Source organism: Methylocapsa sp. D3K7, assembly GCF_029855125.1.
Lineage (GTDB): Bacteria > Pseudomonadota > Alphaproteobacteria > Rhizobiales > Beijerinckiaceae > Methylocapsa.
Genome location: NZ_CP123229.1, coordinates 3,841,741 through 3,865,703, shown reverse-complemented (window position 1 = coordinate 3,865,703; position 23,963 = coordinate 3,841,741). Strand labels below are relative to the sequence as shown.

Here is a 23,963-nt window from a genome sequence, read left to right as displayed (position 1 = left end):
TAACTTCTGGAGTTGTGTCCCGAGAAAGCGGTTCAGCCGATGCGAATAGCGAAGACGCTCTTATAGTAGGATGGGAATTCCATGAATGAGCGAGTAGTGTTTTTGATCGGCCATGAATTCTGAACAGCCCCTTTTTCGTGCGGTGGGAGGCGGCGTTGTCATGGGAGCGATTTTTCCGCACCGTTTTCATGCGGGGTTACCTGGAAGCAGGCACGGTGCCCGCTTAGCCTCAGCACCACGGCGCCAATCGCCGCACCGCTCCCTATCGTGCCCAAAGTAAAAGACCCGACAGAACAAAAAAAATGGTATTATTTCTCTTGTTTTCTGAGGCAACCATGTCAGCTCATGCATTCGAGGTGCTCTCACGAGCCCGCAATGAAATTGAGGTGTGCCATACGGCAGAGGGCCATCGATTCAAGTTTTTTGTCATCACGAATGCGCATGGCAAGAGAATCTTATCTGAATCAGCCGGGGTTGTTGCCAAAGAAGGCGCTACCCACACAGCGGAGTTCTTTTCCGGCAGTGCTCGTGCTTTTGCCATAACGGTGGCCCATCGATCTCACGCAATTGATTGAATTCGTCCGCGTTGCCGGCGGGCGCGACCGAGGTCGAGGTATTAATTCCGACGAGATACTCGCGGAATGAGCAAGCTGCTCATCCAACATAACGTTCGGCACACGTCGCGGATCGCGCTGCAAATAGTCTGCGCGCATCGGATTTTATGTACTCTTGGCGAGCGACCGCTGGCGCGCCAGAGGAAAACGAAGCGACCATCAATCTTTTCGAGATGCCAGGTTGAATGTGGCTTCGGCCGACGATTGCGCAGATGCGCCAGTATGTTCGAATTTGATTTTCGACAGGGACAGGTCCTGCGAGATCTCGTCGGACGCGGGCCGAAACGTCGGAAACGGGGACACACCGATGATGTGAGAGTGGCCGCCCAGCATCAGTGCGTAGGCGATGAGGGCGACGACCCATTGCGGTGTCGCGATTTCACCGGGGTTGAACCGGGTGCGGCCGGAGGCAATCGCCGCGAACGGGATGATAGAGGTTTGCGCCGCAAAGGACTGCCAGCCCCTGCCAAGCGCGCGGCGACGCTTGGCGTCAATCGACACGGTTCCGGCCAGTGCGGTGACGGCAAGGGCGCCAAAGAAGATGAACGAGGCAACATCACCGTTGGCGATCAGATGCACCACCGCCCATAAACCGACGCCAACGAGGAACGGATGGCGTGTTACCCGCACGACGCCTTCGGGCGAGCGCGCCACCCGGCCTTCCTGGCCTACGGAGGTGGGGTTTGGTGTGGTCAATCCGATTACCGCTAGGAGAACGGCGGGAAGCATAAGTATCATCGCTATCGGCTTCCACCACTCCAGAATGCCCCAGGTCGCCACATAGGGGGCATCCTTATAGGCTATCACGAGCCACACGATGGCGGCCAGTGAGACGATCGAGAACACCGCACGGTAGGCGCCTTCGCCAAGCGCCGCGATCGCGCGGTCGCGCAAAGGGGTGCCGGCGATGCCGAGATGGATTCCAGCGAAGCAGATCGCGCCCAGGACCAGGGACAGCATCGATGGTTCACCGTTCCGTTTCAATCTGAGCAGGATGCTCAAATTCTTTGGATTTGAGCGGTTCCTTCTCGATTAAATTTTCCACACGTAACCTTCTACCGCATTTCAACGTCTTCATCCCATGTATGGTATGAGCGCTTCGATTCCAGCCTTGGTGTCATTGAGAAGAGGCTTGCCGATTTCTGCCATAGCGTCGTTCGAACGAGGGACAGGGGCAAGGGTTCTGAAGCGTTCTACTGCCCATACCGCTATTTCTACCGCATTCCAGTCTTCGAGCGGTAATTCTCGGGCGAGGACTTCTCTATTTTTCTGCCACGCATCCAATGGGAAATTGCGAGCTGCAGCTGACGCCCAACGCTTATTATCAACAAACTCCATCATAGCTGTTTGGGCGGTGAAAAAATCGTCCGCGATCAATCGGGCGGCGGTCTTGAGTTCGTTGGCACGAAAGAGCTTATCTCTGGCCGCTTCTGCTTTCTCTTTTCTCACCGCGAGCAAATAATTAGCGCCTGTGGTGATCGCGGCTCCGATCAGAACACCCAAGAAACCGACCATCGCCGGAATTAGGGTATCCACATTTCATCCCTTTTCACACGATCACCCCGCCAAGAGGCTTGATGAAATCATGCCATTTCAATTAGCAGTTTGTGAGTTTTTTTCAACTCGACCGCTGAAAGCGGTCATTCGCTCGAGCCACCTGAATGACGCCAGTGAGCCGCTTCCGGACGAGCCGAAGCCCAAGTTTGACATCCTTCAATTCGGCAGGGCCTATATTTGCCTAACAATATCAAAAAAAGGCCCCTTTTGCCGAAGGTGCCATACTGAGAAGAAGCGATGTCGACTAGACGACAGTTTATCCAGGCCCTTCCTGCTACGGGAGCCTCTTTCGCCGTATCCGGTCACCTGGTCCTTAATGAGAGCCCCGCACACGCTCAAGAGGCGGCTCCTTCGGACGTTAAAGTGGCTGAGGGCAAGGCTCCAAGAAAGCCACCGTTGACGCGGGAGGGCAGGAATGCGCTAGCGGAAATCGGTGCCAAAATTGGTTTGATCTCGTGGCAGCTTACCCAACTCACGGAGCCAGCGCTGAAGGGTTTGGCGTTTGAGGTGCGTAGAACAGCCGAATATGGAGACGAGCCAGGACTATGGCTGGGGCAGCCTTTGATTGACCCCCCCGTTGCCGGCGGGGCGCTCATCTAAGTCCTGGAATTTTTCTGAACATGTCCCAATTGGGCAAGCCACTTCCCCCTCGTGGCTAGGTCGCCCTCTGGACCTGGGGATACAGCCTTTCAGCATGCCCCATAAGCCGTTGCAGCGCCCAACGACGCCAGGACCACCGTCCGGGTATTCAACGCCATCGGCAAGAAGACCCACCATGGGGCCAAATTGGCGTCAAGCTAGCTCTCGTTCGCCATCCAATGGCGGACCTTACTCTGACGGCAGCTGCCGATCCGCCACGCGCGCTGGGCTTCGGCCATTTAGTGGCTCGCCATATATATGTTAGCCGTCCGCTGCTTTACAGCCATTGCGGTGCCGCCGAGCAGCAAGACCGTCAGGCCGATGAAAATGGATGCCGAAAGCAAATCAAACCAGCGCATATTATGCGGCCGGGGCAAGGGCTGGATCCTGTGTGCAAGGCGTAACGGCTGCGGCATCCGGAAGAGGGCGCGATGAAGTTATGATAAATCCATCGCGTTCGAGAGCCGCGCGAATGCGCTGGGCTGTCGCAACTTCAACACGATATTGCGACCGTGGCGCTGGGCCGTTGACTTGCAGTAATGCGTTTCGAATTGCGGCGGCTAGGGTTTCGTCAACGTCAACCATCGAAATTCTCCAAAAGAATGCCGGGCGACTACAAAATAAAAAACCTATGTGACCGCTGAAAGGTTTCTCGGAAAGACCCAAACAGATATGCGGGTATCCTTAATGTTGCGTTAACGGATGGCCCCCGCCGCGCACCATTGCCCGCGATTAGCGAACCTCCGCAGCGTATTGTTTTGATTGAACTGGCACAACTTTTGCGGATTTATTTGCAGCATAGTTCCTCCCGAGCTTGTACTAACTTGCCCCTAATCCGGTAGAACCCCATTCTGCTGTCGGATAAGTGGCCATTTAGTTTTACACCACCCACGCTCAGAGAAGTCATCCTTGTCAATCCTTGGGCAAACTCGACGTTCCACGCTTATCGACGCTGCCTGGCGCATGGCGTACCGCCTTGGTTTCCCGCTGGCCCGCACCTAGTGGCGACTGCGGCGTCAGCCCCATGAGGGGGCGCTGGTGGCGGTCTACGTGGGGCGGAAGATCTTAGTGGTGCGCTCGTCGTATCGGATCGAATGGAACTTCCCGGGTGGCAGTGTACGCCGCGGTGAGACGCCGGAAGAAGCGGCGCGACGCGAGCTCGCCGAGGAGATTGGGCTGACGGCACACCAGCTCATCCCAGCGGATGTCACATGCGGAATCTGGGACGGGCGAAGAGACCATGTGCATTTCTTTGAATTGAGACTGGATCGGCTGCCTGAGTTGCAGCTCGACAACCGCGAGATCATCTCCGCACGACTAATGTCGCCAGAGGAATTGGATGACATAGAGCTAACGGGACCTGTCGCCCCCTATGTCGGCAGGAGGCTTCCATCCCAACTGCGGCATTACGGATGATCCTTTTCCGACGCCCCCCTTTACTGCCAGCATCCTATAGTTCCTCAATCATTGGGCACCAGTCATTTCTGGCCGAAATACCGCCGCCGTATGAAACCAAAGATACCTTCGCCATTGAGATCCTGCAGCTCGTTGCGCATTTCGGCAACAAGCCTATCTTTTTCCTTCGTAAACTCTTGAGATTCGCTCAAGGCATCAGCGAGCTTGCGTTCAAAGGTCTCAACCGAGGATTTAGCTTGAGCAAGATCGGCAACAAGCTGTTCTTTCTCGTCAAGGAGAGCGCGAACTTGTTCTTCGAGCCGCGAGACGGCGCCCGAATGATCGGAATTGGAATTATTGGAGTCATCCATCTTAATCCCCTCCCTTGTGGCCAATTGCGGTGCTAGAAGAAAATGTCAGCTCCGCTGAACCAATACCGCAGCATAACGGATGATCCCTTTCACACTTTTGATTGATGACTTAGTCCAATCGGGTGATGATTTTCCGTGAAATTTACCTAGGTTTTTCGTGTGCCGCATTACGGCACAGATGATTGCCGATGTCCCACTTCGGCATGAATTGGTGTTAAGCGTACCGCCCCCGGTCTGGACACCAACCCCAGCCCGGGGGTTTTTGTTGGCACCCTCACGCCTAGTGCCCGGCCGGATGATCCCATCGAATAGTCGCGGGTCGGGTGCCAAAATCTAGGCATCCAATCTCCCCATTTGACGGCAGCGACTAGGGCGCATTGTATAATCAGCGTCTCGTACCCGTTGACTCGAATGACGTAACCCCCGGCGGCTCTGGCGGGGAGGATCGCAGGGGGGACTGCCTTGGTTATGTCCTCAACGCCAAGGCAGCGGCCCCTGGTCTGGTCGAACACTTCCAGATCAGGGGTTTATGGAAGTCCACTCTCACGCCTCCGGCCGCAAAAGCTTGTCGGCGTGCGCCAGCATCCTAGCCAGCACCCAGCATAGCGCGCGGAGCTTCGGGGTGTGTGATAGCGGAAGCGGAGGGTGAGGATGACGGGCAGGCTCATGCGGCCTTCCCAGCGGCAGCGTCTTCAGCGCTCCCCTCAAAATGCTTCGCCACGGCGATCAGGACCGCGCCATATTCATTGCCAAAACTAACTTCTGCGCATTGCTTCTCCTCCTCCGCGAAAGCGGAATGGCGCTGCCTCGTTCCAGCAACATCGTTTTGCGAATGGACTGACAGCTGGCCAAAGGTTACGCACTGGTTTGCACTCAATGAGAGCCGATCACTTTTTGCCTTTGCTGGAATGTGGCGCCCGTGGATCGGCGAGCGGAAGGGCGAGGCCGGCGAGCACAAGCTCTCCGCATTCCTGACCACGGAATCGAACAAGACGGTGCGACCGATCCACGCCAAGGCGATGCCGGTCCTACTCACGACAACTGAAGAATGCGGCCCTCGAAAAGGCCGGCGTCGAGTTCACCAATGGCGATCAGCCCGGCGTCAGGCTCGCGAAGCCGAAAGCGAAGGCGGAATTAAGGCCCGTAAGCGACCAGGAAAGCTAGGACTGCGCCCATCACCATCAAGGACCCAACCAAGGCCATTCCTTGGTTCGCAGAGGTTCGCCAATACCACAGCTGAATCTTCATCAATTTCCGCAATATCGAAACACCGGTTCATGGAAATCAAAAATCGCACGATGCTACTTTTGAGATCGGGTGACCGCCGCAGGAGGGGATAGGAGCCGAAGCACGCTGGAATTCGCAAGACCCAATCGCGGCGTCTAAGCTCTCTTTGGCTTGACGACATTAAGCGCCACAAATGCAGGGCGTCAGGTTGCAGCGGAACATTATGGATGGGGGGGTGTTTCTTTCATGGGCGTCGGCAAATAAGAACCCACGCTCACTGCGCAAACCAGGGAGTCATTCAATGTCGATTGTAAGTATTATAGCCCTTGCCGCCCTCCTATGCGCGTTCCTCTTCCTGCTCATCAGTCTCCGTGTCCCACCTTTATACAGCGACCCGGAAGCGAAGAATAAGGTCAAAGATTTGAACACCGAGAAGAACGCTGAGAATGACGAATAGCACCAGCGTCGGGTTCGTTGCCGAGTTATGGTGGCGGTCCGGGCATGCGCTCAGACCGCGGTATCGTCAGCAAAGAAACTGTCGGGCGGGTCGGCACCGAGCGACGTCAATCGTGGATCGAAGCGGAATCGGGTCGCACAGTAGGGACATAGGATTGCGTCTGCCTCGCCCATATTGATGTAGACGTGGGGGTGATCCTGCGGTGGGGACTCGCCAATACACATGAATTCCTTCACCCCGATGCAGATTTCCGGGACGCCGCGGTCGTTTTTGAACTTCGGATAGCCGCCAACAAGTGCCATCGCGGTCGCCAATTCAAAGATGAGCGCTCGAGCAATGGCGCGGAGATTTGCGGCGCGCGTTTTTCACTCTATCAGCCAACCTAATTCGATTGCGGTTCCGATGGCTGCGGTTCCGGTTCCGGCGGCGTTTTGGACTCTAAGCCTATTTGGAAGCCTTCGTCATAGCCCTTTTGCTTCGCGGCCGGCCTCGTATCCCTCAGCATGGCCGGCCTCGTATCCCGCTTGTAGTCTGGCTTCATGTGCTGCAAACGCCGCATCGACGTCTGCAGCTGTTCCGGGGGACGCAAGACTTGAGCTAGAGGTTTGTCCCGTAAGTCTTCTAAACTGAGCGTTTAGATCGGCAATGAACTTCTCGAAGTCCTTGGCTATGCCCCCGTTCGATTTTAACGGATTCCACGCCAAACTATCACTAAGATAATGATCCCGATACCTATCGCTAGAACGGAGCTCATGACACAGATCCTTTGGCGTTCTTGAGCCGACGGGGGGTCACGGAGAATTGAGCGGAGCATCTAAACTCTTTGCTGTCGCGCAGCGTTTTGCTTCACAGTAAACTCCCCTCGGTAACCTGGCCCGCCTAAACGGCGGGCTTTTTCAGAGCCCCACAAGAGCGATTGCGATATCGGCGCAGCATCCCGCCTCAAGCGCCAGGACAATGATTTGATTGTGATCGAGAGCGCTGAGGCAACGACGGCACTCAAGCATAATTTCGATGTGAGGTTTGCTAACGGAGAAGTTTGGCAGGCTGGCGCGAAGCCGTGAGCGTCTTGTTCCCCGAGTGGCGCATTACCAAGAATCAATCTGCCAATCACATCGCTGAAAGGTTCCTTCACCTAAATATATTCCCACTAAGCTCTGACGGCTGCGGGCGCTGACAAATGTCCTCCCCTGAGGCGCCCGCAGGACCGGTTCCCCCTGTTTAGGGAGCGACAAACCAGCCTCACACCGGTTAGCAATTAGACATTCGAAGAGAAGCGGGGAACAGAAGCAGAGAGATGAGGCAATGATCCATTCATCGCACCGGAATCTCAGGACCAAAGCAATCGCTGAAGTGTTGGCGATGATTGCCGACGCTCACCCTGAACGCGCGACACATCATCCGCGCGCCATTCATCCGCGCGCCATATGCGAGAGTGATGAATGGTTGTGGGAAAGCGCAACCGAATTTTGCGCTGCACTGGATCGCTATGCCGAGCGCGCAATTCGGCTGAAGAGAGAGGATCGCTGAATCCCTCTCATGCTTGATTTACCATCGGGGAACTCTGATACCGAGGCCGTGCCACCAAAATTTCCCGGGATTTTTGGTGCTCAATGGTAGACCAGTGCCCGAGCGTCTTTAACCTCAGTGACCAAAACGTGATCCTAGCAGTTCCGTCTCGGTCAGTATTCGAATATCGCTCTGTGGAGTTGAAACCATCAAGTCCACAAGCTTCCAAGAAACTCCCAACGCAGTAAAATAATTCCGGAAGTAAGCGGTGATAGGGGGCGCAAATGAACGCTCTATGACAGTGTCTATCGGGACTGACCCCCGGTAGGTTTTTCGCCATTTCTCAACCATCGCTGGGTCGAGTATAAAGTTGTGAACGCCAACTTGTGTGTCTGGGCCGACGAAACGGCGTACGCCGCCAGCGAGGATAAAGGTGCAGGCGGAATAGCAGTAAGCCAATTGCGAATCCGGTTCGCCAATTGGCCCGTCCCACGTCCCTTGCTTGCAGCCAGCGGGTGCATTTGTGCATGGATCGAAGGCTGTTCTGCCGACAGCGACATCAAGTTTGCGCGACCTTATAAGAAACCCCATGAGCATCGCCTGATTCGACTTGCCCCCGTGCGAGTGAATGAGGATTGGCAATTTCCTCCCCCCAAGCGAATTGATAACCTTGCGGAGTAGCTCTGCCGAAGCTGCAACGATTTCGCCTTCCGCCGAAATCCACTCAGCACATTTCGGTTCGCATCCTGCCCGTGAACTGCGCACCACGACAATGCGCATTGGTTGTTCCGTGGAGATCGAGGATTTGTCCGGCTCTGAGCGTGTCTCAGCTCTTCCCGCTGAACAAAGGAGCAATATGGCGAACAAAGAAGAAAGATATCTCATTGCGCAAACTAACCACGTTCGAGGCATTCACACACAGCAGGTCCATCCCCATCCCCGCCATCGACGATAACTTGCGCTCACGTGAGCCCAGTCACCGCAACTTCGCTGGAGATAGCGGCGAGTTGACAAATCCTCCCGTGAACGTCGAGAACGGCGCCGAGATGCCCGAAACCGGGATGGGAATGTTCATTTAGAGTTCAGGGGCCAGCTTGAGCGGACCGTTTCCGGCGCAATTCATCGAGGGCCACGGGGACAATTGCCGCCACCGCGCGCGGCGTCACGGAATGGAAGAAATCCGACAAGCGCTGGCTCTTCCCGGCTATTTCAAGCACATTCTTGTAGCCCGCCGGATTATTAGACGCGAGCATTCTGCCGACGCTATGGGCGATTCTCTGATCGATCTTGATGGTGCCCTGTCTCGCCAGATGCCCCAGCGCCACGCCAGCAAGCGCTCCCGTCGTGAAAGAACCACCATGCAGATAATCCACGGCTCCGCCCAATCCGCCCATACCCCCCGCCATTCCCAGTGCCGCAGGCTGTCGCGCCGTGGTTGAATTGCCCAGCGCTTTGCGCAAGGCGTCCATGGCTGCTTCGGTATTCAGATAGGTCTCAAAACTTCCTGCCAGACCGAGAAGCAGTGCCTTCGCGATGGGCTTATCCATGGCGTCGCCCTTGGCAAATTGACAATGCGGCCCGGCAATCGCCGCCTCGAAGCGGCCTAGTGGTGGTCCTCCGTCGCCTAGTGATGCGGTCCTGGGGCATCGGTCTTAACCATATTGGATTGGCCCTCTTCCGAGTGGTCAATAAACAAGACTTTAGCGGGCGTCGCGCCGGCATTCATGCCGTGGTGCCTAGTTCCGAACGCCTCGACAAAGATCGTTCCGGGCGAGAATTCCCGCCGGATTCGTTTTAGAAAGCTGTTTTCAAACGGTCAGAGCCCGGCCCGAAGGGGACGCACCAGACATTGTTACCGCCTATATCAAAGTTGGGTTGTCCCATTTCCACGCTATGAGCGCCAAATTCCGCACGCTAACGCAGCACCTCTTCCAATAGTCCAGAGCCGCAGCTTTGATGGGCAGCAGCACATTCTGCGGGAGCACTGCAATGACGACCAGACCAGATCGGGCCATCGGTACGACGCGCGCGTCAATTGCAAAATGAAGACCGCATTCCTGCTCATGGCACAATACAACGGCAAGGCGATCATTCCGATCAATGACGTATGTCGGGACTATTTTCTCCACCTAACACCTAGCAAACTGGTTCAGAAAATCTCAGCTGGCCAGATCGCGATGCCGCTTGTCCGAATTGAAAGCAGTCAAAAAAGCGCCAAGGGTGTCCATCTCGCTGATTTAGCCGAGTACCTCGACGCTCGCGCCGAGGCAGCCAGAAAAGAGATGATTGCCCTCACCAGTTGACCTAATAGCGTCGCTAACCGGGCGGGGTCTGAGGAGTTCAGCTTCTGGACCCTCCGGGTCCAACCACGTGCGCCAGCTCTCTTGCTGGAGTACAGCGACTTAACGATCATGATATGGGCGACATCGGGACTTGGCCCGTTGTCAGCATTGTGAAGCACTCCGCACCATCGAGTGCATCTTGCCGAACGGGCCCTGCGGTGCAGAACCAGTCTTCTCCGGGAACCGTAAAACTCCATTTGCCTGGAGCTATGGCCGAAAGTTGGTGACAGCGTAATGAGGTGAGGCGGCGTATCGTGGGGTGTTCGAAGCTCCACTTTCCATTAAAGGAAGATACGCCGTGACCCAGAATAATATCGTTAAATTCGCCGAGCCAGGTGCATTTGAGGATCCACTTACTGAAGTTTTGCGCTGCGGGGCGCGGAAGCTTTTGGCCGATGCCATCGAGGCCGAGGTTTCCGATTTCCTTGACCGGCATTCCCGCTTTTTGACTGAGGAAGGTCAGCAAAGGCTGGTTCGCCATGGGCATTTGCCCGAGCGCGAGATCATGACCGGTATCGGTCCGGTCGGCGTGCGCGCGCCCCGGGTTCGCGATCGTGTCGGCCAGGGCGAGGCGCGCATCCGCTTTTCGTCGGCGATTCTGCCGCCCTATGCGCGCCGATCGAAGAGCCTCGAGGTGTTGATCCCGATCCTCTACCTGAAGGGCATATCCACGGGCGATTTCGAGGAGGCGCTGGCCGCGTTGCTTGGCAAGGATGCCGGCGGCCTTTCGGCATCAACCGTCGCAAGGCTTAAGGACGCTTGGGTCGACGAGCACGTGCGCTGGTCGAAGCGTGACCTTACTGCCAAGCGCTATGTCTACTTTTGGGTTGACGGGATCTACGTTCAAGCTCGGCTAGAAGATGACGCTCAGTGCCTATTGGTCATTGTCGGTGCGACGCCGGAAGGCAAAAAGGAATTCGTCGCTCTCGCCGACGGTGTCCGCGAGAGTACGCAATCCTGGAAGGAAATGCTCCTCGATCTGAGACGACGGGGGCTTACGATCGGTCCCGAGCTCGCGGTTGCCGACGGCGCACTCGGGTTCTGGAAAGCACTCGAGGAGGTTTGGCCAAAGACCCGCGGTCAACGCTGTTGGGTGCACAAGACCGCCAATGTTTTGAACAAGTTGCCAAAGAGCCAACAGGCAAAGGCCAAGCGCGCATTGGAGGAGATCTGGATGGCCGAGACCAAGAAGGATGCTCTCGTCGCCTTCGACGCGTTCGTCGAAATCTACGCCATCAAATATGAGAAGGCGGTCGAATGCCTGACCAAAGATCGCGAAACTTTGCTCGCCTTCTACGACTTCCCAGCAGAGCACTGGAAGCATCTGCGCACGTCGAACCCCATCGAGAGCACATTCGCGACCGTGCGCCACCGAACGATACGCTCCAAGGGGTGCCTATCGAACAAAACAGCTATCGCCATGGTCTTCAAGCTTGCTCAAGCGGCGGAGAAACATTGGCGTCGCCTCGATGGAAAAAGTCAATTGCCAAAGGTCGTTCTCGGAGTAAAGTTCACTGACGGAATCGAGGTTGCAAAAGAACAAGTTCAAACTGCCGCCTGACCTCGCTCGTCACCAAAATTCAATCATAGCTCTTTGCCTGATCGTTTCTGCTTTGGTTTAGAGGGCCTGGCGAACTCAATGAAGTGAGAAGCAGGGATTGGGCGTGTATTTTTGCTGAATAAACCGCCCTCGGAGCGGAAAATGAAGATCCGCTTCTTGCTGCGAGCGCTCGGTACCAAATCCACTCGGTCAACTCGTCGCCATCACGGGTGCGCATAAAGATCGGCGCGGTATCGCGGATGCGGATCTCGTCACGCAGGATCGCGGGTTCCTTCGGGCACACTCTCGCGGATGCCGTGCTGGTGCTCAGGAGCGGCATCGACGCACCCGCCGACGGTATTCCTCTCATCGACATCGGCGGCGACTCCTCTGCGAGCTGCAGTCCATTCCATATACGCGCCCTGCCCCGCGTACGTGCTGATGCTCGACAATTGCGAGCTCGACCGCTGCGGCGTGACGCTGCTCGCCGGAAAGGCCGTCGGCGCGGTGGCCACACCTTGGTCGTGACCGAACTTCTTCGGTTTCTGCAGGGTGGCCTGATCCACGAGCTTATCGATCTGGACCTGAAGTCTCCGGATTACCGGAACGCGGTGACGACGCAGCACGATTTCAGTACCCTGAATCCGGGCTATGTTCTTGCGGGACCGTGACCGGTCGCGATGTCGTCAGGGCACGGCGGAGGATGCCTAACCGCACCGAACATCGCAAATCGGAAGAGTGCAATCGCGTAGATTGGCGAAGTACGCTGCGAAACGCTGCAAGGGCCAAACGAAGGCGGGAACGCGACATAGTTCGCCTGCTCATGCTACGAAAGTGGGTCGGCACAGCGTTTGGTACTGCACGGCTTATCGAGTTCGCCTTAAGTGCTGACAAGGCTTTGCTTTTTCGCTCAGTCCATCCAATCCATCATCGGCGCCACGCAAAAACGATAGGTGGAATCGCCGGTTTTCATCGCTGATGTGACGGTACTCATGTTCTTTTCGTAGCACGATCCAATAGTGCTTCTCGATCACTCTCAAACGTTGCACGGGAACGTTTGAGAGTGATCGGCTTCTGCTTTCGTATTTTCATATACGTCCAAAATCGTTCCAGGCGGCTATGAAACTGCAATGTCCGGCGCCGCGAGGACGCGCTTCAACGAAGGATCGGCGGCCAGTGCACTGCCGATCATCTTTGCCGTTTCTGCTTCAATCCGGCTTTCCAAAAGTTGCATGAAACTCTGCTTGTCGAGGCCTGGCTCGATGGGCTTGAGAAAGCTTATGGAGACCGCCCCGGGATGGATCGACAGACTGCGGCGTGGCCAGAATAGCCCGGTGTTCAAGGCAACCGGGACACAGACAGCTCCGGTATCGGCGTAAAGATGCGCAACCCCTGACTTGTACTCTGGCGGCGCCCCGACGCGTTTGCGCGTGCCTTCGGGGAAAATGATCATCTGGCGGCCTTGCGCAAGCGCCTCGCGCACTTGTCTTGTGAGATCGGGCAAGGCCTGGCCGCGCTTGGCGCGGTCAATGGCGACTTGCCCGGCGCCCTTGAGGTACCAGCCGAAAACCGGGATCGCTGTTAGCTCGCGTTTGAGAATGTAGGAAAAGTCCGTTCCCTTTGTCGTAAGCGATAAGGTTTCCAGCGCCGACTGATGTTTTGCCGCGATGATGCAGGCGCCTTGCGGCAGATTTTCAAGGCCGCTCCATATGATTTTGGTTTTGCAAATTTTTTCGAGAAACCAAACCAACGAGCCCGTCCAGAACTTTGCGTAAGCCTGTACCTTATGGCGCCCCATAAAAAGCACAGGCAGTCCGGCAATCGCGAGCACGGCGGTCGTCAGATAAAAAGCCGAGTGAAAAAGGAGCGAGCGGATCAAAATCATGCGCGCAATCGTGAAAAGCTGGGGGAGTCCCGCAAGTTATCCGAGCGGGCCGGGCCTTGGGCTGCTTCCTTCTAAAGGGCTAACCCCGTGAGGTAAAGGCGCGGGCCAATGGGAGGATGCAAAAAGATCTCATGGGTCTGGGAGGTCCCGCCCAGGGCCTGGCGCTTTTCTTGCTTGGGACTTGGCCTGGAAGCTATCGGCGGCTAAGATAAATTCATGCGCTGCTGTCCGTGTTTTGTTCTCGGGCTCATGCAACTGCAAAACGCGCGCGCACATTCTTACAATTGAAACCCGTCACCATCAATAACATATCTTCGAACGTCTATTGAGAAACTCAAACGGGTCTTGTTCCGCGGAGTCCTTAGGCAAAAAGTATTTTGTCGCATGCGCCATTACGCACGTGCTTGCACCCGTCATACGTTGGTGGAGTGATAACGTGGGAGGAAGATTGGTTCATGCGTCGAAGTCTAACTATTGGCCTTGCGGTCTTAACTTCAATGTTCGCGTTGCGGTTATCAGAGAACGCTTCAGCGGCAAATTGAAAGTGAACTTCGCGAATAAGTCTTGGGGACCAGCGGCGGCCGCTGAGGGCATAAAAGTTTTCAATAAGTTGTGCCCTAACTTTGTTCCCTTCACCGCCAACACCATCTACGAGTGCGGAGTTTTGAATTCTACTGCGATCTCCGTAGTAGCATTGGGGGTGAATGCGTAGGGGGTCTCGTCGACATACCTTCGCCATACAAGGTGGTATGTACGACTGAAAAAGCCTGCCTTAATATCGTGGCGCAAAAGTTCAATGTCTTCAACCGCAACGCGTCGGTGCGGTGCGGATGCACCACAGATACGACGGTGGTGCATCGTCACGACACTCACATGCAAACCAAGGTCAATGCAATTCCGTAAACATTCATCTGCTTTGGTTCGCTTGATGGTCACGCCTGATTTATACACAGAAAAAGCCCTTATGGATCAAGGGCTTTTTTCCTGAGCACGAGTCTTGAGATACGCACCGGAGAAGACATATGAGCGGCCGAGTTTGCATTCACCATCAAAAAAGCGAGAAGGCCAAATGCTGAAGGGTGACACGGCGTGCCCTATGCGTGAGAGTTTTTGAGTGATGAACGATGAGAGGCCGGAATTGATGGGTCGCGCTTCTTTGCTCTCCCATCCCTCCCTTACTGAGCTGAGCTTCGTCAAGGAGGCCACCGCTGAACAACAGATTCTTTCGTCTCGAAAACGGTTCGCTGTTCTGGACGGTCTGCGCGGCGTCGCGGCCTTGGTAGTCGTCCTGTACCACAGTTTTGACAGCGGCGGCATAGTGCCAAACGGTGAGCTTGCGGTTGATCTGTTCTTTATCCTAAGCGGCTTCGTTATCACCTATTCGTGGGATGACCGTCTCGTCTCACCAACCAGCAAGGGGCAGTTTGTGCTCAGCCGCCTCATCCGGCTGTACCCGATGCTGTTCATCGGTGCGCTAGGTGGCATCGTCTTTGGTGTGATCCACAACTTCACCAATCCGTCACAGGCATATAGCTACCCCGCCGGCGCTATATCGGCAGTTCTCTCGCTTCTGGTACTGCCCTACCTTCAGCCAAACTCTCTCAACAATTTTGTTTTTACCTTCAGTCCACCCATCTGGTCGCTGTTCTTTGAGGTCGTCGCCAACGGCGCTTATGTTCTATTCGTCCGCTTTCTATCCATTCGTGTACTCACCGCGCTCTTGGTTATCGGTATGATCGGAGTCGTCAGCTTGGGGGATTTGGGGGGTGACCAAAAGACCAACTTCGTGGCGGGCTTCCCTCGGGTAATTGCTGGTTTCTTCGGGGGTGTCTTGCTTTTCAAGCTTTGGCGATCTGGGCAATTGCCAATAATGCGCGCCAATATATTCATCTCCTCGGCAATAATTCTTACCATTTTCGTATTTTCGATCAAGATCCGTGGTTGGTTGTATATTCCTGCCTTTGGGCTGCTCATGGTCGCGGTCATAAACGGTATTAACAGTCGACCTGCCCGGACGGACGGGTGGTGCGAATTCCTAGGGTTGGTGTCATATCCTGTCTACTTGGTTCATCCGATGACCCTGTATATGATCATGTTCATCGGGCATAAAATCACACTGAGTGACAGCCTTTTTGATGTATTTCTGGTCGGGCACCTGATCGCAATCCTATTCGTTGGCTATATATTTGCCAGATATTATGAGACCCCAGCGAGGTTGTTTTTGAAACGAACGTTGAATCGCAAGAAACTCGACCACGTCGTAAGTTGATTTGTTCAGGAATCGAGACGACGTCGTCCAGCATAGTAATCTGCAACGCAAGGCCAAACGTCCGATAGCTACGCCGCCATCATCGACGCTGCATGCGAGGCTTGGCGAAAGCTCATCGCTGAGCCGCAGACAATCACCTCAATCGGAATGCGCGATTAGGCGCACGTCAGTCAATCCTAATGACCTTTGGTATTACTTCTTAGTATACTTTCTGATCTGTCAGCTCGGGAGCTGTCAAGCGCGATGTTTGGTCGCGCCTCCTCTTAGAGCAGCACAATTTGCAGCATCTCTCAGCCGCTGTGTTATACACCTATTGGTACTGCCGCGCGGTACTTTAATCCCATTGCAGACGGCCAGGAGCAACTTTATGCAGACCATGGTAAGGGAATTCATCGAAAAGCTTGTTCCCCAAACTTTGATCGGTCACATCGAGTATAGAAGCCAAATCTACAAAAAATTTTACGGATTCGGCCCAATGAATGGTCAAACCAGCCGCATGGAAATCTGCAGAAAAATTTTTAGTAACTTTGGGATAACAAAAATAATAGAAACTGGAACCTATCGTGGTGGCACCACCTCATGGTTAGCTCAATTCAACCTGCCTATAACAACAATTGATGCCAAAAAGAGATATGTGGTCTTTTCTAAATTGAGGCTGAGTAAATTTCCAAATATAGAGGTGTTTCATGGAAACTCCGTTGATGTGCTGAAAACGATCCTTAACAAGGAACGCGATGAAAATATGCCCTACTTTTATTATTTAGATGCGCATTGGTATGAATATCTTCCTCTTGCCGATGAGTTGCATCTTATTCGCGACCGAAATCCAGCCGCGGTCATCCTCATCGACGATTTTCAGGTTCCAGATGACTCGGGCTATAAATTCGATGATTACGGAGACGGCAAGAGTTTGACCCTCGAATATTTGGCCAGAAATGGGGTGTCTGATTTCGACATTTTTTTCCCAAAAACACCGGCGGTTCATGAAACAGGCGTCACACGCGGCTATTGCGTGCTGACTTGGAACGCGTCGGCGGCAGAAAAACTTGCGGGGTTCGATTTGCTGCGAAAATGGCCAAAACCGAATTGAACGGTGCATAGCTTACCATGCAGCCTGGGGACTAGGGCTGGGCGCCCACGTGGTGTTTGTTTCGTAGTTTTGCGGAACGCTCTTACCTTGCGCATAGGGTTGCTCAAGAGGGCTTTACGCGGGAGGCAACGGCCGCACCGAGGCGGCGATGGCGCGTAATTCGCCCGCAACTCCGGGATATTTCTTCGCCAGCGCTTCGACATCGCCAATTTCCACATCCGCTGGCACGACACCCGGCCATTCTGTGCTCCCCCCCAGAAACCAATGGCCTTGCCCGAGCAGGCGAGCGGTATGAAACGTGTGGCCGGGGATCAATTGCTGCACGTGCTGGCCCTTGCGCAAATCCGGTCCGACGATGAGGAGATCGGTGGTGCCATCGGCGTGCAGCAGGAACAGCTCCAGGGGATCACCAAGGTAATAATGGTACAATTGATCGTTTCGGATACGGTGAAGCCGCACGGGCGCGGTTTGTGTCACTAGAAAATAAAGTGCCGAGCCCAAAGGCCGGGCATCGGCGAAAGGCGCCGGCAAGCCACCCGCTGCAATCGATTGCTTGCTTACGAACGTCACCCGCACGAAGCCACAAGTCGCATTGGGTTCGAGCTTCAGCAGGCTGATGATCTCTTCCGCCGTCAGACCACCGGTCATTTGCCTTACCTTCCGAACCTTTCCCGCATCGGCGAGCGTCGGGGAGAAAACGGCGGCGCCAGCGATCGCCGCGCTTTGCAAAACGTCCCGGCGGCCGACAATTGGGCCATTCGTTTTTGGCAACGCAGGCCTCTTAAGATAAACTTGGTAATGTCGCGGCCCCAGGCGGTCCTCGCCTGGAGCCCTCGCTTAACAGCGAGCGCTCGGTCTCACATCAAAAGCAAGCGCCAACCGGCCTACAACGTCAGCTTTTCTTGCATTTTTCGCGAAATTCCTTGCGCGCCTTGCCATGTAATTTTTGCGCGTCCGCCTGAGCCGAACATTCCTTGGACTTGGCTAATTTGGCGGGATCCTCGGGCATGGCCATCTTTTTTGACATCGCAGGCGCCTTAGGCGCGGCAGGGGCCGCCGGAGTTGCGGGCGGGGTCATCTGCGCATAGCCGGATTGCCCGAACGCAAAAACAAGGGTTCCGGCGAGTATTAAGCTGGCGAGGGTTTTCATGACTTCCATCCTTGGGAATAATTCTGAGGAATTACTTTTTTTGTGCCCAGAGGTTTTATCCTTCCGTTGGAGTTTCGCAAAGAAGGAAAAAATAAGGAGGTTAAATCCCTGGCCTGGCCACATTGAAAACCTCTTTACATATAAATATATCTGCATATTGTTAAGGACGTTGATCATTTGAAGGAAGCTTATGTCTGAGCCCATAACTTTCGACGCGATTCTCGCCGCCGCGGCCGCCACGGGTGAACCCACGCGTCTACGCCTGCTTGCTCTTGTCTCCGAGACGGAACTCACGGTCAGTGAACTGGTGACGATCCTTGGCCAATCGCAGCCACGCATCTCCCGCCACCTCAAGCTCCTCGTCGAAGCGGGACTTGTCGAGCGTCATCGCGAGGGATCTTGGGTTTTCTTCCGGATCGCGCAGACTGGACCGGTTGGCGGTTTTGCCCGCGACGTCATCGAGCGGCTGGCTCCTGGCGATGTCCACCTGACCGCCGACTGCGCCAGGCTCGATCAAGTTCGCAAGACGCGCGCGACTCAGGCGGCGAACTATTTCGCGGCACAAGCGGCGAACTGGGATCAATTACGCGCCCTGCATGTTCCGGAAGAAAAGGTCGAAGCGGCAATTCGTGCGGCCGCCGGGCCGGATCCGATCCAAACGCTGCTCGATCTTGGTACTGGCACGGGCCGGATGCTCGAACTTTTGGGGCCGCTCGCGGCACGGGCCGTTGGGATTGATCAATCGCCCCAGATGCTGAGCGTCGCCCGTGCCCGTATTGAGCGTGCCGGCCTGCGCAATGTCCAATTGCGGCAAGGTGACATCTACGCGGCGCCGGTCGAAGCGGATGGCTACGATCTCGTCATCATGCATCAGGTTCTGCATTATCTCGACGATCCCCTGCGTGCCATTCGTGAAGCGGCGCGGGCTTTGCGCCCGGGGGGACGCCTGCTCATCGTCGATTTCGCTCCCCATGAGGACGAAACGCTCCGTACGGCGCATGCGCACCGGCGGCTTGGCTTCGCGGCCGAGGAAATTGCGGGGTTCATGGCTTCCGCGGGACTGGATTTGACGATGAAAAGCGATCTAGTGCCCGGCCGCGGCGAAGCCAACAAACTCACCGTTTCGCTTTGGCTAGGCCGCGACCCCCGCGTGCTCGCCGACCCGCTTCCTGTAACGACGCGAGAATTCGCATGAATGAAAAGCAATCTTGTAGTTTTCCGCGTGCGAGCCGCTCGCTCTGTCCTGATATTTCTGTCTCGTTCGAGTTTTTTCCTCCGGCGAGCGAGGCGATGGAAGCAACCCTCTGGGAATCGATCAAACGGCTCGCGCCTCTGGGTCCGAGTTTTGTTTCCGTGACTTATGGCGCCGGCGGCTCGACCCGCGAACGCACGCATGCGACGGTTGCCCGGATCGTCAACCAGACCAAGGTGAAGCCCGCCGCGCATCTGACCTGCGTCGCCGCCGCGAGGGATGAAATCGATACTATCGTCCACGGCTATTGGGACATCGGCGTCCGCCATATCGTCGCGCTGCGCGGCGATGCACAGGACGGACCCGGATCGAAATTCCGCCCGCATCCGGATGGCTATGCGAATTCCGCCGCACTGGTTGCCGGGATCAGCCGGATCGCCGATTTTGAAATCTCCGTCTCAACCTATCCAGAAGGCCATCCCGAAAGTGCCTCGGCGGATGCCGACATCGATGTTTTGAAAGCAAAAATCGATGCCGGGGCCAGCCGGGCGATCACCCAATTTTTTTTCGAAAATGAAATCTATTTGCGCTTCCTCGATAAGGTGCGGGCGCGGGGAATCGATGTCCCAATTACGCCAGGCATTGTGCCTGTTCAGAATTTTCAGCAAACGGCGAATTTCGCCAAGCGCGCGGGCGCCAGCGTTCCGCAATGGCTCGCTGATCGCTTCGAAGGGCTCGAAAATGATCCGCAAACGCGAAAGCTCGTCGCCGCGACGGTCGCTGCGGAACAGGTTCTTGATCTTGTCGATCACGGCATCCGGGAATTTCATTTCTACACCATGAATCGCGCTGACCTCGTCTATGCGATCTGCCATCTTTTGGGCCTGCGCCCGAATCTCGAACAAAGGGCCGCCTGAATGACGCGAAAGTTTACAGGAGAAGAAACGCGCAATGCCCTTCTGTCAGCAGCTGTGGAAAGAATCCTCGTGCTCGACGGCGCCATGGGCACCATGATCCAGCAGCACAAATTCAGCGAAGCCGACTTTCGCGCCACGCGCTTCGCCGATTGGCCGCGTGACCTGCGCGGCAACAACGATCTTTTGAGCCTGACCCAGCCGGATGCGATACGAGCCATTCATCTTAACTATTTCGAGGCGGGCGCCGACATCGTCGAAACAAATACGTTCAGCTCGACGCGGATCGCGCAAGCCGATTATGGGATGGAAGAGCTTGTCACCGAATTGAATTTCGCCTCGGCGCGGCTTGCCCGCGAAGCCGCAGACGCGGCGGAACAAAAAGATGGGATTCGCCGCTTCGTTGCGGGTGCCTTAGGGCCAACCAACCGCACTGCCTCGATTTCGCCCGACGTCAACAATCCTGGTTTTCGCGCGGTGAGCTTCGACGAGTTGAGTGCGGCATATGCCGAGGCGGCGGACGCGCTGATCGAAGGCGGCGCCGATCTTCTGATCGTGGAGACGATTTTTGACACGCTCAACGCCAAGGCGGCGCTGTTTGGCATCGACAGCGTTTTTGAGAAGCGCGGCGAGCGTCTTCCGGTCATGATTTCGGGGACCATTACCGATCTCTCCGGCCGCACCCTGTCCGGTCAGACACCCTCGGCGTTCTGGTATTCCTTGCGTCACGCAAAACCCTTGACGATCGGCCTCAACTGCGCGCTTGGCGCCCGTGAGATGCGCGCCCATCTCGCCGAATTATCCCGGATCGCCGATACGCTCGTCTGCGCCTACCCGAATGCCGGCCTGCCGAACGAGTTCGGTCTTTATGATGAAAGCCCCGAATATATGGCCTCGCTCGTTGGTGAGTTCGGGGATGCAGGACTTGTCAATATTATCGGCGGCTGTTGCGGAACAACGCCCGAGCATATCCATGCAATCGCCGAACGCGTAAAAGGTATTGCGCCGAGAAAAGTGCCGAAGATCGAGCCGTTGCTGCGCTTGTCGGGGTTGGAACCTTTCGTCCTCAACCATGAGATTCCCTTCGTCAATGTGGGCGAGCGCACCAATGTCACCGGCTCGGCCAAATTCCGCAAATTGATCAAGGAAGGCGATTTCGCCGCTGCCCTTGATGTCGCGCGCGACCAAGTCGCGGCGGGCGCGCAGATCATCGATGTCAACATGGACGAAGGTTTGCTCGATTCCGAGAAGGCAATGGTCGAGTTTTTGAACCTCGTTGCCGCCGAGCCTGATATTTCGCGGGTGCCGGTGATGATCGATTCCTCGAAATTCCAGGTCATCGAGTCCGGCCTCAAATGCGTGCAAGGCAAGGCCATCGTCAATTCGATCTCGATGAAAGCCGGCGTCGAAAAGTTCCTTGCCGAGGCGAAGGCCGTGCGCGCACATGGCGCCGCCGTCGTCGTGATGGCCTTCGATGAAAAGGGCCAAGCCGACACGCTGGAACGCCGGGTCGATATTTGTTCGCGCGCCTATGAGATCCTCACCAAGGATGCCGGGTTTCCGCCGGAAGACATCATCTTCGATCCAAATATTTTCCCGGTCGCGACCGGCATCGACGAGCACAACAATTACGGCGTCGATTTCATCGAGGCGGCGCGGCAAATCCGCCAAAAATATCCGCTCGTGCATATTTCCGGCGGCGTTTCCAATCTGTCCTTCTCGTTTCGCGGCAATGAGCCGGTGCGCGAGGCCATGCATTCGGTATTCCTCTATCACGCGATTGCCGCTGGCATGGACATGGGCATCGTCAATGCTGGCCAGCTCGCCGTCTATGCCGAGATCGAGCCGCAACTTCGTGATGCCTGCGAGGATGTCGTTCTTAACCGGCGGCCAGACGCTACCGAGAGACTTCTTGCACTGGCCGAAGGTTACAAAGGTCAGGGGGCGCAAGCCGTAGAGAAGAATCTTGCCTGGCGTGAGGAGACGGTGGCAAAGCGCCTCGAACACGCCCTCGTTAACGGTATCACTGAATTTGTCGATCGAGACGTCGAAGAGGCGCGAGCCGCCGCGAAAAAACCGCTCGATGTCATAGAAGGACCGCTGATGGCGGGTATGAATGTCGTCGGCGATCTTTTCGGCTCCGGCAAAATGTTTTTGCCGCAAGTCGTCAAATCGGCGCGGGTGATGAAACAGGCGGTTGCTTATCTTCTGCCTTACATGGACGAGGAAAAGCGCAAGAATGGCACTGGCGGGCGATCGAACGCTGGCAAAATCCTGATGGCCACTGTCAAGGGTGACGTGCATGACATCGGCAAGAATATCGTCGGCGTGGTTTTAGCCTGCAACAATTACGAAATCATCGATCTGGGCGTCATGGTTCCGGCGGCCAAAATTCTCGCGACCGCGCGGGAAGAAAACGTCGATGCCATTGGCCTCTCCGGACTCATCACGCCGTCGCTCGACGAGATGTGTTTCGTCGCCGCCGAGATGGAGCGCGAAGGTTTCGAGCTGCCCCTTTTAATCGGCGGTGCGACGACAAGCCGGGTCCATACGGCGGTCAAAATCCATCCCAATTATGCCAAGGGCCAAGCAGTCTATGTTACCGACGCAAGCCGCGCCGTCGGTGTCGTCCAGGCGCTCCTCTCGACCGAAGCGCGGGGCGCCTATATCGACACGATCCGGGCCGAATATGGCAAGGTGGCGGAAGCGCACCGGCGCTCCGAGGCCGACAAACAGCGTCTGCCGCTGGCCAAGGCGCGCGCCAATTCGTTCAAAACCGATTGGGCAGCCTACACGCCGCCGCGTCCGCTGTTTACCGGCACGCGGGTGTTCCGCACCTATGACGTCGGAGAACTCGTTCCCTATATCGATTGGACGCCGTTTTTCCAGACCTGGGAAATGCGCGGCCGCTATCCGGCGATCCTCGACGATGAAAAACAGGGCGAGGCGGCACGGCAATTGTTCGACGATGCGCAGGCGATGCTCGCGCGTGTCGTCGAGGAACGATGGTTCGACCCGAAAGGCGTCATCGGTTTTTGGCCAGCGAACAGTGTTGGCGAGGATATCAACCTTTATACGGGCGAGTCACGCGCCGAAAACCTCGCATCATTCTACACTTTGCGCCAGCAATTGTTACGGCGCGATGGGCGGCCCAATCTGGCGCTTGCCGATTTCGTCGCGCCGGTGGAGTCAGGCAAGCCGGATTATATCGGCGCTTTCGTCGTTACCTCCGGTGCCCGGGAAGACAAAATCTCCAAGCGCTTTGCCAAGGCGAACGATGATTATGGTTCGATCCTTGTCAAAGCGCTCGCTGACCGTCTCGCGGAAGCTTTTGCCGAGCGCATGCATGAGCGAGTCCGGCGCGAATTCTGGGCCTATGCGCCAGATGAAATTTTGACAAATGACGAGCGGATCAACGAGACATATCGCGGCATCCGGCCAGCGCCCGGCTATCCGGCGCAGCCCGATCACACCGAGAAAGCCACACTGTTCAAACTGCTCGAAGCGGAACGCAGGATTGGCGTGTCGCTCACCGAGAGTTACGCCATGTGGCCAGGCTCGTCCGTCTCCGGCCTTTATCTCGCGCACCCCGAATCGCATTATTTTGGAGTGGCGAAGATCGAGCGCGATCAGGTTGAGGATTACGCGCGGCGCAAGGGCATGAATATTTCCGAAGTGGAGCGTTGGCTGGCACCAGTCTTGAATTATGACCCGGCGGCCCTGGCGGAAGCCGCCGCGGCGGCGGAGTGACGCGGCGGAGAATGATCAATAGGTGCCGGCATCGATCAGGGTGCCGCTGATATCCTGTTGCG

At 56.0% G+C, this 23,963-nt stretch carries 21 protein-coding genes; 11 read left to right on the top strand and 10 right to left on the bottom strand.

Annotation, left to right across the window (positions count from 1 at the left end):
• The first annotated feature begins 302 nt into the window (after positions 1–302).
• Positions 303–575 carry a hypothetical protein gene (locus tag QEV83_RS18150; protein WP_280129054.1) on the top strand — a complete coding sequence of 91 codons (273 nt, stop codon included), beginning with the start codon at positions 303–305 and terminating at the stop codon, positions 573–575.
• Between the two features lie 198 nt (positions 576–773).
• On the opposite strand, the gene QEV83_RS18145 is transcribed toward QEV83_RS18150, so the two are convergent.
• Positions 774–1,574, bottom strand: coding sequence for an NnrU family protein (locus QEV83_RS18145; protein WP_280129053.1), 801 nt, complete (start codon positions 1,572–1,574; stop codon positions 774–776).
• Positions 1,575–1,688: 114 nt separating this feature from the next.
• The gene (locus QEV83_RS18140; RefSeq protein ID WP_280129052.1) at positions 1,689–2,150 is read right to left on the bottom strand and encodes a hypothetical protein; all 462 of its coding nucleotides are present in this window, start codon (positions 2,148–2,150) and stop codon (positions 1,689–1,691) included.
• A 1,731-nt stretch (positions 2,151–3,881) separates the two neighbouring features.
• Between QEV83_RS18140 and QEV83_RS18135 the strand changes: the two genes are divergently transcribed.
• The gene (locus QEV83_RS18135; RefSeq protein ID WP_280129051.1) at positions 3,882–4,226 is read left to right on the top strand and encodes an NUDIX hydrolase; all 345 of its coding nucleotides are present in this window, start codon (positions 3,882–3,884) and stop codon (positions 4,224–4,226) included.
• 62 nt (positions 4,227–4,288) lie between these two features.
• On the opposite strand, the gene QEV83_RS18130 is transcribed toward QEV83_RS18135, so the two are convergent.
• On the bottom strand, positions 4,289–4,576 hold the full coding sequence (locus QEV83_RS18130) for a hypothetical protein (RefSeq protein ID WP_280129050.1): 288 nt from the start codon (positions 4,574–4,576) through the stop codon (positions 4,289–4,291).
• Between the two features lie 626 nt (positions 4,577–5,202).
• On the opposite strand from QEV83_RS18130, the gene QEV83_RS19500 reads away from it, so the two are divergent.
• Both QEV83_RS19500 and QEV83_RS18120 read left to right on the top strand, forming a co-directional pair.
• Complete coding sequence (locus QEV83_RS19500) at positions 5,203–5,916, top strand: SOS response-associated peptidase family protein (RefSeq protein WP_348273242.1); 714 nt, start codon at positions 5,203–5,205, stop codon at positions 5,914–5,916.
• Between the two features lie 188 nt (positions 5,917–6,104).
• Positions 6,105–6,260, top strand: coding sequence for a hypothetical protein (locus QEV83_RS18120; protein ID WP_280129049.1), 156 nt, complete (start codon positions 6,105–6,107; stop codon positions 6,258–6,260).
• 50 nt (positions 6,261–6,310) lie between these two features.
• Here QEV83_RS18120 and QEV83_RS18115 read toward each other — a convergent pair whose 3' ends face one another.
• The 3 genes from QEV83_RS18115 to QEV83_RS18105 all read right to left on the bottom strand — a co-directional run bounded on the left by QEV83_RS18115 (position 6,311) and on the right by QEV83_RS18105 (position 9,316).
• Positions 6,311–6,562, bottom strand: a complete 252-nt coding sequence (locus QEV83_RS18115; RefSeq protein WP_280129048.1) for a zinc-finger domain-containing protein — start codon at positions 6,560–6,562, stop codon at positions 6,311–6,313.
• Positions 6,563–7,904: 1,342 nt separating this feature from the next.
• Positions 7,905–8,549 carry a hypothetical protein gene (locus QEV83_RS18110; RefSeq protein WP_280129047.1) on the bottom strand — a complete coding sequence of 215 codons (645 nt, stop codon included), beginning with the start codon at positions 8,547–8,549 and terminating at the stop codon, positions 7,905–7,907.
• A 302-nt stretch (positions 8,550–8,851) separates the two neighbouring features.
• Positions 8,852–9,316 (bottom strand): hypothetical protein, encoded by a 465-nt coding sequence (locus QEV83_RS18105; RefSeq protein WP_280129046.1) that lies wholly within the window; start codon positions 9,314–9,316, stop codon positions 8,852–8,854.
• A 495-nt stretch (positions 9,317–9,811) separates the two neighbouring features.
• On the opposite strand from QEV83_RS18105, the gene QEV83_RS18100 reads away from it, so the two are divergent.
• Complete coding sequence (locus QEV83_RS18100; RefSeq protein ID WP_280129045.1) at positions 9,812–10,072, top strand: pyocin activator PrtN family protein; 261 nt, start codon at positions 9,812–9,814, stop codon at positions 10,070–10,072.
• A 337-nt stretch (positions 10,073–10,409) separates the two neighbouring features.
• Entirely contained in the window at positions 10,410–11,672 is a 1,263-nt protein-coding gene (locus QEV83_RS18095; RefSeq protein WP_280129044.1) for an IS256 family transposase, read from the top strand.
• A 251-nt stretch (positions 11,673–11,923) separates the two neighbouring features.
• On the opposite strand, the gene QEV83_RS18090 is transcribed toward QEV83_RS18095, so the two are convergent.
• Complete coding sequence (locus QEV83_RS18090) at positions 11,924–12,217, bottom strand: hypothetical protein (RefSeq protein ID WP_280129043.1); 294 nt, start codon at positions 12,215–12,217, stop codon at positions 11,924–11,926.
• A 551-nt stretch (positions 12,218–12,768) separates the two neighbouring features.
• Positions 12,769–13,536, bottom strand: a complete 768-nt coding sequence (locus QEV83_RS18085; protein WP_280129042.1) for a lysophospholipid acyltransferase family protein — start codon at positions 13,534–13,536, stop codon at positions 12,769–12,771.
• A gap of 1,117 nt (positions 13,537–14,653) precedes the next feature.
• Here QEV83_RS18085 and QEV83_RS18080 point away from each other — a divergent pair.
• Both QEV83_RS18080 and QEV83_RS18075 read left to right on the top strand, forming a co-directional pair.
• Positions 14,654–15,805: an acyltransferase gene (locus QEV83_RS18080; protein ID WP_280131136.1), complete on the top strand. Its 1,152-nt coding sequence runs from the start codon at positions 14,654–14,656 to the stop codon at positions 15,803–15,805.
• 367 nt (positions 15,806–16,172) lie between these two features.
• On the top strand, positions 16,173–16,895 hold the full coding sequence (locus QEV83_RS18075; protein ID WP_280129041.1) for a hypothetical protein: 723 nt from the start codon (positions 16,173–16,175) through the stop codon (positions 16,893–16,895).
• Positions 16,896–17,009: 114 nt separating this feature from the next.
• Here QEV83_RS18075 and QEV83_RS18070 read toward each other — a convergent pair whose 3' ends face one another.
• Together QEV83_RS18070 and QEV83_RS18065 are read right to left on the bottom strand one after the other, a co-directional pair.
• A complete protein-coding gene (locus tag QEV83_RS18070; protein ID WP_280129040.1) occupies positions 17,010–17,666 on the bottom strand; it encodes a cupin domain-containing protein in 657 nt (218 codons plus the stop codon).
• A gap of 121 nt (positions 17,667–17,787) precedes the next feature.
• Positions 17,788–18,222, bottom strand: coding sequence for a hypothetical protein (locus QEV83_RS18065; RefSeq protein ID WP_280129039.1), 435 nt, complete (start codon positions 18,220–18,222; stop codon positions 17,788–17,790).
• 13 nt (positions 18,223–18,235) lie between these two features.
• Here QEV83_RS18065 and QEV83_RS18060 point away from each other — a divergent pair, with 13 nt between their 5' ends.
• Genes QEV83_RS18060 through metH form a run of 3 tightly spaced genes read left to right on the top strand, consistent with a single transcriptional unit; the run spans position 18,236 to position 23,901 of the window.
• The gene (locus QEV83_RS18060) at positions 18,236–19,240 is read left to right on the top strand and encodes a metalloregulator ArsR/SmtB family transcription factor (protein WP_280129038.1); all 1,005 of its coding nucleotides are present in this window, start codon (positions 18,236–18,238) and stop codon (positions 19,238–19,240) included.
• On the top strand, positions 19,237–20,154 hold the full coding sequence (gene metF, locus QEV83_RS18055; protein ID WP_280129037.1) for a methylenetetrahydrofolate reductase [NAD(P)H]: 918 nt from the start codon (positions 19,237–19,239) through the stop codon (positions 20,152–20,154). The genes QEV83_RS18060 and metF overlap by 4 nt, the downstream gene beginning before the upstream one ends.
• The gene (gene metH / locus QEV83_RS18050; protein WP_280129036.1) at positions 20,155–23,901 is read left to right on the top strand and encodes a methionine synthase; all 3,747 of its coding nucleotides are present in this window, start codon (positions 20,155–20,157) and stop codon (positions 23,899–23,901) included.
• The last annotated feature ends 62 nt before the right edge of the window (positions 23,902–23,963 follow it).